The organism is Microbispora cellulosiformans (assembly GCF_008728085.1).
Taxonomy (GTDB): domain Bacteria; phylum Actinomycetota; class Actinomycetes; order Streptosporangiales; family Streptosporangiaceae; genus Microbispora; species Microbispora amethystogenes.
In genome coordinates this window covers 327093-340539 of record NZ_VYTZ01000007.1, presented here as the reverse complement: position 1 = coordinate 340539, position 13447 = coordinate 327093, and the positions used below count along the sequence as shown (strand labels likewise).

14 protein-coding genes and 1 tRNA gene are annotated in these 13447 nt (G+C 71.6%); 9 read left to right on the top strand and 6 right to left on the bottom strand.

Translation table 11 applies throughout. The annotated features are described in order from the left end of the window. The first annotated feature begins 15 nt into the window (after nucleotides 1–15). Both F5972_RS21315 and F5972_RS21310 read left to right on the top strand, forming a co-directional pair. Nucleotides 16–89, top strand: a tRNA-Lys gene (locus F5972_RS21315). Between the two features lie 267 nt (nucleotides 90–356). Next, the gene (locus F5972_RS21310; protein ID WP_225311705.1) at nucleotides 357–1589 is read left to right on the top strand and encodes an alpha/beta hydrolase family protein; all 1233 of its coding nucleotides are present in this window, start codon (nucleotides 357–359) and stop codon (nucleotides 1587–1589) included. A gap of 45 nt (nucleotides 1590–1634) precedes the next feature. On the opposite strand, the gene F5972_RS21305 is transcribed toward F5972_RS21310, so the two are convergent. Together F5972_RS21305 and F5972_RS21300 are read right to left on the bottom strand one after the other, a co-directional pair. Beyond that, nucleotides 1635–2900, bottom strand: coding sequence for an RNA-guided endonuclease InsQ/TnpB family protein (locus F5972_RS21305; protein WP_225311704.1), 1266 nt, complete (start codon nucleotides 2898–2900; stop codon nucleotides 1635–1637). A 431-nt stretch (nucleotides 2901–3331) separates the two neighbouring features. After that, nucleotides 3332–4261 (bottom strand): helix-turn-helix transcriptional regulator, encoded by a 930-nt coding sequence (locus tag F5972_RS21300; RefSeq protein ID WP_150935338.1) that lies wholly within the window; start codon nucleotides 4259–4261, stop codon nucleotides 3332–3334. 101 nt (nucleotides 4262–4362) lie between these two features. On the opposite strand from F5972_RS21300, the gene F5972_RS21295 reads away from it, so the two are divergent. Genes F5972_RS21295 through F5972_RS21285 form a run of 3 tightly spaced genes read left to right on the top strand, consistent with a single transcriptional unit; the run spans nucleotide 4363 to nucleotide 5960 of the window. Beyond that, nucleotides 4363–5283 carry an oxidoreductase gene (locus F5972_RS21295; protein WP_150935337.1) on the top strand — a complete coding sequence of 307 codons (921 nt, stop codon included), beginning with the start codon at nucleotides 4363–4365 and terminating at the stop codon, nucleotides 5281–5283. Between the two features lie 9 nt (nucleotides 5284–5292). Then, the gene (locus tag F5972_RS21290; RefSeq protein ID WP_225311739.1) at nucleotides 5293–5652 is read left to right on the top strand and encodes a type II toxin-antitoxin system RelE/ParE family toxin; all 360 of its coding nucleotides are present in this window, start codon (nucleotides 5293–5295) and stop codon (nucleotides 5650–5652) included. Next, on the top strand, nucleotides 5652–5960 hold the full coding sequence (locus tag F5972_RS21285) for a helix-turn-helix domain-containing protein (RefSeq protein ID WP_150935336.1): 309 nt from the start codon (nucleotides 5652–5654) through the stop codon (nucleotides 5958–5960). Before F5972_RS21290 ends, F5972_RS21285 begins: the two co-directional genes overlap by 1 nt. A gap of 141 nt (nucleotides 5961–6101) precedes the next feature. Here the strand turns inward: F5972_RS21285 and F5972_RS37400 are convergent, their stop codons facing one another. The 3 genes from F5972_RS37400 to F5972_RS21275 all read right to left on the bottom strand — a co-directional run bounded on the left by F5972_RS37400 (nucleotide 6102) and on the right by F5972_RS21275 (nucleotide 8191). After that, nucleotides 6102–6242 (bottom strand): hypothetical protein, encoded by a 141-nt coding sequence (locus F5972_RS37400; protein ID WP_191910249.1) that lies wholly within the window; start codon nucleotides 6240–6242, stop codon nucleotides 6102–6104. Nucleotides 6243–6250: 8 nt separating this feature from the next. Continuing rightward, a complete protein-coding gene (locus F5972_RS21280; RefSeq protein ID WP_150935335.1) occupies nucleotides 6251–6658 on the bottom strand; it encodes a hypothetical protein in 408 nt (135 codons plus the stop codon). Nucleotides 6659–6940: 282 nt separating this feature from the next. After that, entirely contained in the window at nucleotides 6941–8191 is a 1251-nt protein-coding gene (locus tag F5972_RS21275) for an endonuclease Q family protein (protein ID WP_150935334.1), read from the bottom strand. 156 nt (nucleotides 8192–8347) lie between these two features. Here F5972_RS21275 and F5972_RS21270 point away from each other — a divergent pair, with 156 nt between their 5' ends. After that, complete coding sequence (locus F5972_RS21270) at nucleotides 8348–9376, top strand: SIS domain-containing protein (protein WP_150935333.1); 1029 nt, start codon at nucleotides 8348–8350, stop codon at nucleotides 9374–9376. Between the two features lie 48 nt (nucleotides 9377–9424). Then, nucleotides 9425–10543 (top strand): LacI family DNA-binding transcriptional regulator, encoded by a 1119-nt coding sequence (locus F5972_RS21265; protein ID WP_191910248.1) that lies wholly within the window; start codon nucleotides 9425–9427, stop codon nucleotides 10541–10543. Nucleotides 10544–10565: 22 nt separating this feature from the next. Here the strand turns inward: F5972_RS21265 and F5972_RS21260 are convergent, their stop codons facing one another. After that, nucleotides 10566–11519, bottom strand: a complete 954-nt coding sequence (locus F5972_RS21260) for an SMI1/KNR4 family protein (RefSeq protein WP_150935331.1) — start codon at nucleotides 11517–11519, stop codon at nucleotides 10566–10568. A gap of 100 nt (nucleotides 11520–11619) precedes the next feature. Here F5972_RS21260 and F5972_RS21255 point away from each other — a divergent pair, with 100 nt between their 5' ends. Both F5972_RS21255 and F5972_RS21250 read left to right on the top strand, forming a co-directional pair. Continuing rightward, the gene (locus F5972_RS21255) at nucleotides 11620–12603 is read left to right on the top strand and encodes a DUF2332 domain-containing protein (RefSeq protein WP_150935330.1); all 984 of its coding nucleotides are present in this window, start codon (nucleotides 11620–11622) and stop codon (nucleotides 12601–12603) included. 31 nt (nucleotides 12604–12634) lie between these two features. Beyond that, on the top strand, nucleotides 12635–13375 hold the full coding sequence (locus F5972_RS21250) for a class I SAM-dependent methyltransferase (protein WP_150935329.1): 741 nt from the start codon (nucleotides 12635–12637) through the stop codon (nucleotides 13373–13375). The last annotated feature ends 72 nt before the right edge of the window (nucleotides 13376–13447 follow it).

Below are 13447 nucleotides of genomic sequence, written 5' to 3'. Positions count from 1 at the left end.
ACCTCTAAGAGCTCTGCGCCGCTAGCTCAGTTGGTTAGAGCAGCTGACTCTTAATCAGCGGGTCCGGGGTTCGAGTCCCTGGCGGCGCACCCATTCGAAAGCCCAGGTCGTTATCGGCCTGGGCTTTCGTCGTTCACCGAGCATCGTGGCCGGTGCCGGTGGGGCGAGGAGGGCGTGGGCCTGTCCCGGTGCGCACCCGGGATCGGCCTGAAGTGCTACTCGAACGGCGCCGGTCATGCCTTCGGCCGATACCGCGCCGGGTTCGGGCCCCGCAGGCTCAGGCCATGCATTCCAAAGATCCGTATGCGGCGCTGAGCGCCGGGGGCCCCACCAGGGATGAGAAGACTCGTCTGGCTGTGACCGAGCGTCGGCCGGGCGGCGGAGACCCGACGCTCCGGACCCCGATCCTGCGGGCCGGCCTGGCCGCGGTCGCGGGACTGCTCACCCTGGTGATCCCCGCCTCCTGGACGCCGGCGTCCGCCTCGTCCGTACACACCTCCGGCGGCTCTGCCGTCACGTCGAGCAATACGCCGTATCTGCCCGAACCGACCGGTCCCCATCCGGTCGGCACGACGTCCCTGCGTCTGGAGGACACCTCGCGCCCCGATCCCTGGGTCCCCGCGGCCGGGTCGAGGGAGCTCATGGTCTCCCTCTGGTATCCGGCGAAGTCCCGGAACGGACGGCGGGCGCCCTACGTGACGCCCAGGGAGTCGGAGCTCATCTTGAAGGGCAAAGGGGTGACGGGTGTGCCGCCCGACGTGCTGAGCAGAACGCGGACCCACGCGTTCCGCGGCGCGGAACCGGCGGGACGCGGGCACACCCTGCCCCTCGTCGTGCTCTCTCCCGGCTTCACCGACCCCCGCAGCTCGCTCACCGCCCTGGCCGAGGAACTGGCGAGCAGGGGCTACGTGGTGGCCGGCATTGACCACACGTACGAGACCTTCGCCACCACGTTCCCCGGCGGACGGCTGACCACCTGCGCCGCGTGCGAACTCGAAGGCGTCGACGACTTCGGTGAGAAAGCGGTGAAGAACCGGGCGGTCGACGTCTCCTTCGTGATCGATCAACTGACCGGTCCGCATGCCGGCTGGACGGGCGCCCCACTGATCGACGCGTCCCGGATCGCGATGGCGGGCACGTCCCTCGGAGGCGCGAGCGCCGCCGAGACGATGCTGAAGGACTCCCGGGTGCGCGCCGGAATCAACATGGACGGCCTCATGTTCGCCCCGATCCCCGCGAGCGGGGTGGCGCGCCCGTTCCTGTTCCTGGGCCAGCCGTTGCACAGCCCGGGTGGCGAGGACACCACCTGGGACCGCGACTGGGCACACCTGACCGGCTGGAAGCGCTGGCTCGTGGTGGCCGGAGCCGTGCACCCGTCCTTCAGCGACTACGACCTGCTGGCCCAGCAGATCGGCGTCGACCTCGGCAGCGAGCTTCGCGGAAGCCGCTCCGTGGACATCACCCGCAGGTACGTCCGGGCCTTCCTCGACCTGCACCTGCGCGGTAGGCCACAGCCCCTGCTGGACAGGCCGTCGGCGCGCTACCCCGAGGTCCGGTTCTGCTCGCCGGAACGGAAGACCTGCACTTGAACTCCTCCCTGGCCTGAGGCCGGAGATTCTCCCGTCGTGTCGCGGTCAGGCGGCGTGCGGGGGTTGACGCTTCGCGGACCGGGCAGCCCCGAGGTCTCCACGTCCTGACACCGCAGTTCCTGCGGCGTTGCGTATGTTGATCGCGGCGTTGGTGTCGGCGTGCCCGGCCCACCCGCACGCGGGGTTGCCGCAGGCGTACCTGATCCCGTTCCGGGCCGCCGGGTCGCGGTGCCCGCACCGGTGGCAGGTCTGCGACGTGCCCGGGGCGGGCACCTTCACCACCAGCCCGCCGCGATCACGGGTCTTGTACCCCAGCAGGATGACGGTGCGGCCCCACGCCTGCCCGGTGATGGCGCGGTTCAGCCCCGCCTTCTGCCGCACGTTCCGTCCGGGGCGCTCGACCGTGCCGGTAGCGGAGCGGACCATGTTCGTAATTCTCAGGTCCTCCACCACGACCACGCCGAAGGTGCGCGCGAGTTCGGTGGTGGTCTGGTGCTGCCAGTCGACGGCCCGGCGCTTGGCTGTCGCGCGAAGCCGGGCGATCCGGTCGTAGGTGCGGGCCAGCCGACGCGAGGCCCGCTGCCCGGGGGGACGGGCGGCGCGCTGGCGGGCGGACTTCTTCTCCAAGCGGCGAAGGTGTTCCTTCTCACCGCTGGTGAGCCATTCCCCATGTTCACGCGTGGTGCCGTCCGACAACGCCAGAGCGACGGTGATCCCCCGGTCGATCCCCACCACAGGGCCGGGGCGGGCGACCGGGGCAGGCACCTGGCGTTCGGTCCGGAACACGATCTGCCACCCGTGGGCGTCCTTGACCAGCCGGGCTCCGGTGATGCGCCCGGCCGGGCCGCCCCTGGTGACGCCGGGAAGGTCCCTGGTCCACCGGAACCGCACCCGCCCGACCTTGGGCAGGTTGACCGCGCCCCACCGCCGATTCAGCCGCGCGATGTTCAGGTCCCGCCCCTGGGGGACATCCACCGCCAACCGGGACCGGGACCGGCTCTTGAAGCCGGGCCGCCCGGCGGGATGGGCGGGGTCGAAGAAGTTGGCCCACGCCTGCCGGTAGGTTCTCAGTACCGCTTGGGCCGCCTGGGCGGGCAGTCGCCCCATCCAGTCGATCTCGCGGCGGGTCTGCCGGATCGCGGTGTCGCAGTCCTTGACCGAGGCCAACCGGCCCTGCCGGAAGGTGCAGTACTCGTGCAGCAGGTTCCACAGCGCGCGGGCGGTGTGGGCCTGATCGTCCAGCACCGCCATGTGGGCGGCGGTGAGGTCGAGTCGCGCCACGTGCGCCCGCGCCTGCCTGGCCACCTCCACGCCCTGATCGTACCCCCGGGTTTACGCCACCGTGACGGAATCCACACCGTGAGTCACCCCTCGATCTGCGGCGCGGGCGCCACCCGCACTGAAGGGCGTCTCGGAGCGGATCCCAGCGAGATATACAGCGCTTCCGTCCGCTGGTACCCCGTGGAGCGGGCACTTCTGGGTGCGGCTGCCACCTTGCCGGAAGCGTGGGCAACCCACCGCTCACGGTCCTCAAGCACTACATCGACCAGCAGAAACGACCCATGTGAGCGGACAGTGTGAGCATCTCTCCCGCCAGGGCTTGACCCATGAGCTGACCTGTTAACGGGTGGAGGGCCAGGGCACGCTCGCGTCCTGGCGGACACTCCCGCGTGGGCCTTCACCCCCGGCGTGAACGCCGGAGCACTGGCCCACAGGTCGGTAGAGAGGTTCGATGGCTGGGGTCACAAGGTCCGAGGTTCGCGTCCCTGGCCACGCGCCGCTTCGGAGAGCCCAGGCTCGTGGGCCGGGGCTCTCCACGATTCGCGGGTGGCGTGCAGGGACGCCAGCAGCTGGATGCGTTCGGCGTCCGCGGTGCCGGGCTCGGCCGTGTAGACGAGCAGGACCGGCCCGGGGTTGCCGGGCAGGGGATAGACGTCCCAGGTGAGGGTGATCTCGCCCACCTGGGGATGCCGGAACAGCTTCGTCCCGTGGACCGTCTCACGCACCTCGTGCCGGGCCCAGAGCCGGCGGAAGTCCGCGCTGCGGATGCTCAGCTCACCGATGATCGTGGTGGCGCGCGGATGGGTCGGATCGGTCGCGACGGCGGCCCGCAACATGCCGATGTACTGCAGGGCGGTCGCCTCCCAGTCGGGGCAGCGCGCCCGGGCCCCTGAGTCCTCGAACAGCGCCATGAGCAGGTTCCGCCGCCCCGGCGGCAGGGTGGCCGGATCGCCGAGCAGCGCCTCGGCGAGCGTGTTCCACGCGAGCACGTCGAGGTGCCGGCCGAGCACGACGGCGGGAGCGCCCATGACGTGCAGCAGCCGCCTCGTGCTGTCCGGCACGCGTTCCGGGGCGCGGCGCGCGCGGACGGCCGCCGGCCGCCGTGCCGCCCGGGCAAGGGTGAACAGGTGCCGCCGTTCCTCGTCGTCGAGGTCGAGCGCGGAGGCGAGGGCGTCGAGCACCTCGTCGGAGGGCCGCACCTCACGGCCCTGCTCCATGCGCTGGTAGTAGTCGGTGCTCAGCCCGGCCAGCAACGCGACCTCCTCGCGCCGCAGGCCGGCCACCTTGCGCCGGGGCCCCGGCTCCAGGCCGACGTCTCGCGGGCGCAACCGGCCGCGCCGGGCACGCAGGAAATCGCCGAGCTCACGGGCGTACGGGTGGTCGAAAGCCATGACCTCAGTCTGCCGCCGCGGTCCGCGCCGAAGGTAGGTCTGGCGTTCCCAGGCAAAGGCGTACGACCGAAATCCGGAGCTCCCGGCCTAGCGTCGTCGCCATGACCGAATGGAACGCCAGCCACATCCCCGGCCAGCACGGCCGGGTCGCCGTCGTCACCGGCGCGAACTCGGGACTCGGCCTGGTCACCGCGACCGAGCTCGCCCGGCACGGGGCACGCGTCGTGATGGCCGTACGCGACACCGGCGCGGGCGAGCGGGCGGCCGAAGCGATCCGAGGCTCCGTGCCACGGGCCGAGGTCGAGGTGCGTGAGCTCGACCTGGCCTCGCTCGCCTCGGTGCGCGCCTTCGCGAAGAGCATGACCGGCGACTTCCCGGCGATCGATCTTCTGGTCAACAACGCCGGGCTGGTCCTCCTCGGCCCGGCCCGCACGACGGCCGACGGGTTCGAGCTCCAGCTCGGCACCAACATGCTGGGCCACTTCGCCCTCACCGGTCTGCTGCTGGACTGCCTCGGCCGGGCGGACGCCGCACGGGTGGTCAGCCTCAGCTCGATCACCCACAAGAACGCCCGCCTCGACTTCGACGACCTGATGTCGCGGCGCGACTTCAACGCCAGTCGCGCGTACGGCCGCTCCAAGCTCGCCACCACCGCTTTCGGCCTCGAACTCGACCGTCGCCTGCGCGCCACCGGATCACCGATCATCAGCGTCGTCGCCCATCCCGGGGTGTCCAGAAGCAACCTCACCCCCCGGGCCTGGGAGCACCGCGGCCGGATCGGGCAGATCTTCGCCCGAGGCGGGCTGCTGGTGACGCAGCCCGCGGAACGGGGGGCGCTGCCCCAGCTCTTCGCCGCGACCGCGCCCGGCGTGCGCGGCGGCCAGTTCTTCGGGCCGTCCGGCCTCTTCGAGATGCGCGGCCGGGTCGTGGAGGTCAGCCCCAGCGCGCACGCGGCCGACCCCACCGTCGGGCGCCGCCTCTGGACCGCCGCCCAAGACCTGACCGGCGTCACCTACCTCTGACCCGACCCGCTGCTCGCCGCAGGTGGTCGATCGACTCGGCGGGCTGCAGCGAATGGGCGCGCTACGCCGTCGAGAAACAAGAGGACTTTCGAGGTGGCCGGCCTTCTTGCGGAGAAGGGCACCGAACTCGGCGGGCCCTGGTCGGATCACCTGGAAGGTCCTGTCTGGGAACTGCGCGTCCGGCTTCGGGATGTTGCGGCACGGGTAACGTACTGGTGTACTCCACGAAGGACCATCGTGTTGCTCACTGTCTTTCACAAGACGAGGCAGCACGATCAGCGGCAGATCGATCGGGCGGTCCGGGCGCAGAAGGTCTGCGAACGCGATCACCGGGGACCGGTGTCCGAGACCTATGAGAGGCAGGTGTGATGGTCGGCTACCACACCCGCTGGGTGCGACCGGAGGCGTCGGCTGAGGATCCTGAGCGTGTCGCCATCCGCGAGGCGCTGGCATTCGGCAAGGCCCTGTATGACCGGCGCACCGCACTTGGTCTGAGCGTGGCGCAACTGGCCGACCGCGCGGGGATGACCGAGGACGACATCGAGTGCATCGAGGAAGGCGGTACGGCGCCGACGGTACCGCTACTCCGGCTTCTGGCCGCCGCTCTCGACGCCGACGTCCGCCTGACCCCCGGCCATGATGTGGGTTCCCTGTGGTTCGAGGCGCACGCCGCGTAGCTCACGCGCCGGTGCGCCGCCGCCTTCCACGTCACCGGACCGCCGGTGCTCGTTCGAAGCTGTCGACAAGCCGCCCACACCGGCGCGATGGCGCACGCAACGCGCACGGCGTGGTCGTCAACTGCAGCCGTTCTACACGTCTCACCCCGTGACGAGGTGCAGGGTCGCCTCCGCACTGTCATGCTTGACGCTCATCTGCGGGCGGCGCGTGGCGTTGTACCCGACTTCCTGATCAGGACGTTCGGCACCGAGCGCCGTGTAGCGGTAGAACTGCGGCTCCACCTCGTTGGTCAGGACGTCTCCCGGATGCTCTGGAGGAACCTACCGGAGCCGTCGTCGAGCATCCAGAAAGCCCAGCCGTTGCGGTTCGGGCTGACGCCGGGCTTGTAGTGCGCCACCACGGCTCGGGCCGCACCGGTCGGCGTCTTGAAGCTCCGCCCCGCGAGCGGTCCCGAAATGATGTCTATGCGTGTGGTCGCCCTGTCGTATATGCCCTGCGTGCGGTGTCCCTCGTAGTCGACGTAAACCGCCACGCCGCTGGTCACCTCCATTTGCTCTGATTCCTCCTTTTTCGGCGGCGGCATACTCGCCGCGGCGACCAGTCGAGCAACTACCTCACCCGCGGTGCAGCCGCTCATGCGGGCCGCGAACTCCAGTGACCGGTACGTCTGCTCGTCCACTTCTACGGTCTCGGTCATACCTCTCCTCTCTCAGAACAGAGGTTAATGCAGTGTTTGGAGAAAATCAAGCAAAAAGAGCAAACTGAGATCCGTCTCAGGTGTCGACTCGGCCTGGCTTGAGTGGTGAGTGGACTGGGGACCTCGGCCGGAGGACAAGCAGTTGGTCCTGACACCCAGGGCGCGCTCTTCGCGAAGACTGTCGCTGCCCGTCTTTTGACGGAAGTAAGAGCCTGACAAGGCCCACCTGGCCGAGACGGCTCGTACACCAGCCTGTGAGTTTCCCGTCAGTCGTACGGCGGGCTACGGACGCATCGGGGGGAGGGTGTGGATGCGGCCGAACTCTCCGTCGTAGCCGGGGTCCTTGGTCACGTCGCCGTTCCGCAGGCGGCCGACGGCCTCGGCGAGGCGCGGCGAGCAGGCGGCGATGTCGGCGAGGGGGAGATCGCCCAGGATCGCGAGTTCCGGGCCGAGCGTGGCCACGAGCCGGTCGGTCTCGGCGGTCACCTTCTTGCTCTTCGGGCCCACGCCGAGGATCTCCGCCACGACGTCCGGCAGCGGGAGGAGGTTGCGGAAGCCCGCCGCGCCGCGCGGGCTCCTGCCCGCCGGGCGGTCGGCGAGGTCCTCGACCCTGCTCTGCACGCCGACCGTGAGCGTACGGCCGCACACCGGGCAGACGCCGCCGAGCTTGCGGGTCTCCTCGGGGTCGAGTCGCACGCCGCACTTGCGGTGACCGTCGACGTGGTACTTGCCCGCCTCGGGGAAGAACTCGGTCGTGCCGGCCAGCCCGTCCCCGCTGCGCAGAGCCCGCAGTACGGCGAAGTAGTCGAGGTCGGTGTCGAACACCGTCGTCTCGCGGCCGACGATGGGCGGCGAGTGCGCGTCGGAGTAGCTCACCAGCCGATAGCCGTCCAGCCCGGAGACCTGCCACATCATGCCGGGATCGGCCGACAGCCCCGTCTCCAGCGCGAACACGTGCTCGGTGAGGTCGCCGAAGCACTCCTCCAGAGTGTCGAACCCCGACTTCGAGCCGAAGACGCCGAACCAGGGCGTCCAGACGTGCGCCGGCACGAGGAAGGCGCCCTCGCCCTGGGCCAGCGTCGTCTCCAGCAGGTCGCGTGCGCTCATGCGCACGGTGGGCCGCCCGTCCACGCCGAGGTCGGCGATCCCGGCCAGGACCCGGTTGAACGCCTCCACCTGCGCGAAGCCGGGCAGGTGGACGAGATGATGGATCTTGCGGGACCGGCCGCCCTGGGAGTAGACCGTGGAGATTTCCACGGTCAGCATGTACCGTACGGGCGCGTTCGCGACGCTTCCGGGGAGGGCGCGGGAGACCTCCCGGTCGAGGTCGTCGCGGAGCCGGAACAGCCCCGGCTCGGCCGGTACGAGCGCGGTGCGCAGCCGGTCCAGCCAGGCCGGATGGGTGAAGTCGCCGGTGCCCATCAGCGTGACGCCCTTGCGCCGCGCCCACCAGGTCAGCTGCTCCAGGTCGCTGTTCTTGCTGCACGCGTAGGCGTACCTGGAGTGCATGTGCAGGTCGGCGTGGAAACGCACGGCGAACCTCCCCTCGCTTGACCAACGATCTACCACGTTGCCGACGCCGCCAGGTCGAAACACGGCAAAAAGCTCCGCCCTCCCCTTGACCGCTCCCCGGGGGGGTTGAGAACCTTCTCATCATTCCGGTGAGAACGTTCTACCTGCGGAGTGCCCATGACTGCGAACCCCGTCCTGCGACCCATCGACCCCCAGCTCAGGGAGGTCATCGGGGGAGCGGTCGACCAGCGTGGCATCGCGGCCAAGGTGGCGGCGGAGGCGGCCGCGCGCGGGGTGACGGATGTGTTCTTCGTCGGCTGCGGCGGTTCCTGGGCCTCCTCGGTGCCGGCGCATGCCTCGCTGTCCGCCTCGGCGGCGGGCCTGGTCGGCCACAACGTCAACGCCGCGGAGTTCCTGGCCGCGCCGCCGCCCCGGCTGTCGGAGCGCGCGCTGGTCGTGGCCTCGTCCCACTCGGGCGCGACCCCGGAGACGGTGGCCGCCGCGCGCCTCGCCAAGGAGGCGGGCGCGTACGTCGTGTCGGTGGCGACCGACGCCGACAACCCCCTCGGCGAGCTGGGCGACGCCGCCTTCACCTACCACAGCGAGAAGACGATCACGGCGGCCAAGCACGTCCTGCTCGGCCAGCTCGTCCAGGAGCTGCTCAGGGCCGGTGGCGCGGACCTCGACCACGACACGCTGACCCGTGGCTACGAGGCCCTGCCGGACGCGCTCGCCGCCGCCACCGAGGCCCACGAGGAGGTCTCCGCGACGATCGCGCGGGAGACCGCGGACGCCGACCTGACCTTCGTGGTCGGCGGCGGCAACGCGTACGGCGTCGCCTTCCTGCTCTCGGTCTGCTACCTGATGGAGATGCAGTGGAAGAAGTCGGTGTGCGTGGCGTCCGGCGACTTCTTCCATGGCGCGTTCGAGATGGTGGTCGGCGACGCGCCGCTGATCCTGCTGCGGAGTGAGGACGGCACGCGGGCGATGGCCGACCGGGTCGCCGCGTTCGCCCCCAAGGCGACCTCCCGGCTGTACACACTCGACTCGGCCGCCCTCGAACTGCCGGGCGTGCCCGCGGCGGCCCGGCCGGAGCTGTCGGCCCCGGTGCTGGCCAACCTCGCCACCCGCCTGGCCGACCACTTCGAGTCCGTCACCGGCCACTCGCTCGACGAGCGGCGCTACATGCACAAGATGGCGTACTGACATGCTCTTGTCCGCCACCGGCGACCGGTGGCGAGGGAGGGAGGATCGGTGACCCCATCCGGCAGGCCGCGCCGGGCGACGCTCCCGGACGTGGCGGCGCTGGCCGGCGTCTCCACGGCCGCCGCCGGGCGCGCGCTGGGAGGGTACGGAAGCGTCAGCGAGGACGTGCGGCGGCGGGTGGCGGAGGCGGCGCGGCGGCTCGACTACCGCGCCAACCGCCTCGCCGCCAGCGTCCGCACCGGCCGGACCGACACCATCGGGGTCGTGTGCGCCGACATCGAGAGCCCTTTCTTCGCCCGCGCGCTGCGGGGGATCTCCGACGTCGCGCGCGAGAAGGGCTTCAGCACCCTCGTCACCAACAGCGACGAGGACCTCGCCAGCGAGCGTGAGGCGGTCCAGGTGCTCCTACACAAGCAGGTGGACGGGATCATCTGCGCGCCCGCCGACGTCACGCGGGTCGACCATCTGGCCCGGGCGCAGAGCGACGGCACACCCGTCGTCCTGTTCGACCGCGTGAGCGACCGCCTGGAGGCCGACGCCGTCGTCGTGGACGGCATGAAGGCCGCCTACCAGGCCGTACGGCGCCTCCTCGACCTCGGTCACCGGCGCGTCGCGATCGTCACGGAGCTGCGCCAGCCGCGGGAGCAGGACTGGGCGCGGCTGCTCGACCCGGAGATCGCGGTGTCGCCGGGCGAGCTCAGCCCGAGCGAGGCCCGGCTCCTCGGCTATCTCCGGGCCCACTGGGACGCCGGGGTGCCGGTGCGCCGCGAACTGGTGCGGCGCACCGGCACCTACGCCGCCGACGCCGCCTACCAGCAGACGCGGCGGGTCCTCGGGCTGAAGAACCCACCGACGGCGATCTTCACCGTGGACAACCTGATGACGGTCGGCGCCTACCGCGCGATCCGCGAGCTGGGCATCGCCGTGCCCGACCGGCTCTCGGTGGTGGCGTTCGACGACCTGGACTGGACCGTGCTGGTCTCCCCGGCGCTGACCGTCATCGCGCAGCCCGTCTACGAGATGGGCGCGGAGGCCGCCCGGCGGCTGATCCGGCGCCTGCGTGACCCGCAGCCGGAGCCGCCCGCCACCCTGTTCATGGACGTCGCCCTGATCGAGCGGGAGTCCGTCGCCCCGGTCGGCGGACGGACCCCGGCGACACCGCCCTGACGGACGTCCGGTCCTGGTTCGGTCACGGGCTGGGAGACGGCCGGGAGCCGCCGGCGCAGCCCGGCCGCAGGGGGGCGGGCTTCTCGGCCCAGCGCAGCGCGCACCCCGCCGTGACGACCGGATACCAGCGTCGCAGGGCCTGACCGCTCTCCAGCGCGCCGGCCAGCGCCTCCAGCATCGCGACGTGCGACGGCCAGCCCATCGGGCCGTCGTACGCCGGCCTCTCCTGCCACGAGGCCTCACCCACACGGCCCGTACGCGGCTCGACGAACAGGTCCCGGCTGTAGCCGTCGCTGCCGATCGTCAGGAGGCTGCCGTGCCACTTCCCGTGCTCGGGGTCGGCTCCCTCCCGATCCCCCCACATCACCAGGAAGCGGCAGTTGGCGTCGTTCCTGACGTCGATGTCCAGCAGGCCGAGCAGATCGTACGACGGCGGGAGCCGGAAGCCCGCTGCCTGGTCGTCCTCGGTGCCGTCATGCCGCAGGTAGGAGGCGTACAGGTCGTCGGGCAGGCGGCGGCCGTGCGTGTCCTCCCAGCGGGCGAGGTCCTGCGGGCCGGCGCCGGACTTGAGCTGCCGCAGCGTGGCCGAGGCGTGTGCGCCCAGCCACCCTTCGATCCGGTCCCACGCCTGGTTCACCCGCGTGGCGACCGCCGGATCGGGCGAGCGAGGGACGTATGTGGGCTGGTCGTCCACGGAGCCCGGGTTCTGCGCCGCAAGGATCTCGGCCGCGCCCTGGTCGCCGTCCCACAGGACCGGCGGGCAGTCGATGGCCTTCGCCTCCTCCGGCGTGAGCGCGTTGGCCCTGATCCTCGCTTCAAGCTCGGGATCGCCGCAGGACAGCGACACCAGGCCGGCGAAAGCGTAGGAGCACGTCACCGACTCCCCACCGGAATCCGGCTCGCCCGCGAGGCCGGCCATCAGGAGCACGGTCACGAGAGCCGGCCCCGCGGCGCGTGTCCACCGGGATGCGATCACCCGCGCACCTTATCGATCTTGCGCCCTGCCATACCGGGAAATTCGCATGCATGTGCGGTCGGTCGTGCCACACAGTGATCCGGGTTGATTTGATGAGGACATGGAGACGGCGGAGTGGTACCGGTACTTCGCGGAGCGCGAGGCCAGGGGACACAGCCCGGCCTACGAGGCGCTGGGCCTCGCCGTCGCCGCCGACCCCGGGCTGCTCGAACTGATCGACGGCCTGCCGGAGCCGAAGCGGCAGCCCAACCTGCTGCTCGCCGCCGTGCGCTTCCTCGGCGGGCCGTACGACGACTTCGGCCGCTTCCGCGCCTGGACCGTACGGCACTGGGACCGGGTGCGGGAGACCGTGCTCGCCCGGCGGACGCAGACCAACGAGACGGGCCGGTGCGCGAGCCTGCTGCCCGTGCTGGCGTCGCTGCCGCGGCCGCTGGCCCTGATCGAGGTGGGCGCGTCGGCGGGGCTGTGCCTCTACCCGGACCGCTACCGCTACCGCTACGACGACCCTGCCGGCCGTGGGCGGGAGATCGGACCGGAGGCGAGCCCGGTCCTGCTCACCTGCCGGACGAACGGCAGGGTGCCGGTGCCGGACCACCCGCCGGAGATCGTGTGGCGGGCCGGGATCGACCTCGACCCCGTCGACGTACGCGACGACGAGGCGGTGCGCTGGCTGGAGTGCCTGGTCTGGCCGGGACAGGACGACCGGCTGGCGCGGTTGCGCGGGGCGGTGCGGATGGCGAGGGCCGACCCGCCGCGCCTGGTGCGCGGGGACGCCTCGGCCGCCCTGCCCGGCCTCGTCGCCGCCGCGCCCGCCGGGGCGACGGTCGTCGTCTTCCACAGCGCGGTGATGCCGTACCTGGACGCCGGCGCGCGGAACCGGTTCGTGGCGCTGGTACGCGGTCTGCGGGCCCACGGCCTTCCGGTGCGGTGGATCTCCAACGAGGGCGCGCCCCGGCTGCCCTCGGTGCTCGCGGGGCTGACGACCGGCCTGCCGGAGGGCCGGCTGACGTTCCTGACCGCGCTCGACGGCCGCCCGCTCGCCATGACCGGCCCGCACGGCGAGTGGCTGGACTGGCTCGCCTGACCAGGTGCCCGGGGATGCCGATACTGGGATCATGACGCTTTACGACGAGATCGGCACGACGTACAGCGCGGTCCGCCGGCCGGACCCGAGGGTGGCGGCCCGGATCACCGCCGCGATCGGGGACGCCGCCACGGTCGTCAACGTGGGGGCGGGCGCGGGGTCGTACGAGCCGCCGTGGACCCTGCTCGCGGTCGAGCCGAGCGCGGTGATGATCGCGCAGCGGCCGCCGGGGGCGGCCCCTGTGGTGCGGGCCCGGGCCGAGGCCCTGCCCCTCGCCGACGGCGTGGCCGACGCCGCGATGGCGATCCTGACCGTGCACCACTGGTCGGACCTCGCGGCCGGGATCGCCGAGATGCGCCGGGTCGCGCGGCGCCGGGTGGTGATCCTCACCTGGGACCAGGAGGTCACCAGGGACTACTGGTTCCTCGCCGAGTACCTGCCCGAGGGCGCGGCGCTGGACGAGGGCCGCGCACCCTCGCTCGCCGATCTCGGCCGGATGCTCGGTGGCGCCAGGGTGGAGGCCGTGCCGATCCCGCACGACTGCGCCGACGGGTTCGGCGCCGCCTACTGGTGCCGCCCGGAGGTCTATCTCGACCCCGTCGCTCAGTCGGGCATGTCCGTGATCACCCAGCTCGGCCCGGAGGTCGTACGGCCGGCCCTCGACCGGCTCGCGGCCGACCTGGAGTCGGGCCGCTGGCAGGAGCGGCACCGCGACCTGCTCGGCCTGGAGGAGTACGACGCCGGCTACCGGCTGCTCGTCGCGGATCTGTGAGCGGACCTGTGAGCGGACCTGTGAGCCGCCGGCCGCCGCGAACGGCGGCCGGCGAGCCCTTTGTCCTACTCG

Coding starts and splice junctions, on each gene's coding strand:
- F5972_RS21300 (WP_150935338.1), bottom strand. CDS start 4,261: ATGGCTTTCGACCACCCGTACGCCCGTGAGCTCGGCGATTTCCTGCGT.
- F5972_RS21295 (WP_150935337.1), top strand. CDS start 4,363: ATGACCGAATGGAACGCCAGCCACATCCCCGGCCAGCACGGCCGGGTC.
- F5972_RS21285 (WP_150935336.1), top strand. CDS start 5,652: ATGGTCGGCTACCACACCCGCTGGGTGCGACCGGAGGCGTCGGCTGAG.
- F5972_RS21280 (WP_150935335.1), bottom strand. CDS start 6,658: ATGACCGAGACCGTAGAAGTGGACGAGCAGACGTACCGGTCACTGGAG.
- F5972_RS21270 (WP_150935333.1), top strand. CDS start 8,348: ATGACTGCGAACCCCGTCCTGCGACCCATCGACCCCCAGCTCAGGGAG.
- F5972_RS21255 (WP_150935330.1), top strand. CDS start 11,620: ATGGAGACGGCGGAGTGGTACCGGTACTTCGCGGAGCGCGAGGCCAGG.
- F5972_RS21250 (WP_150935329.1), top strand. CDS start 12,635: ATGACGCTTTACGACGAGATCGGCACGACGTACAGCGCGGTCCGCCGG.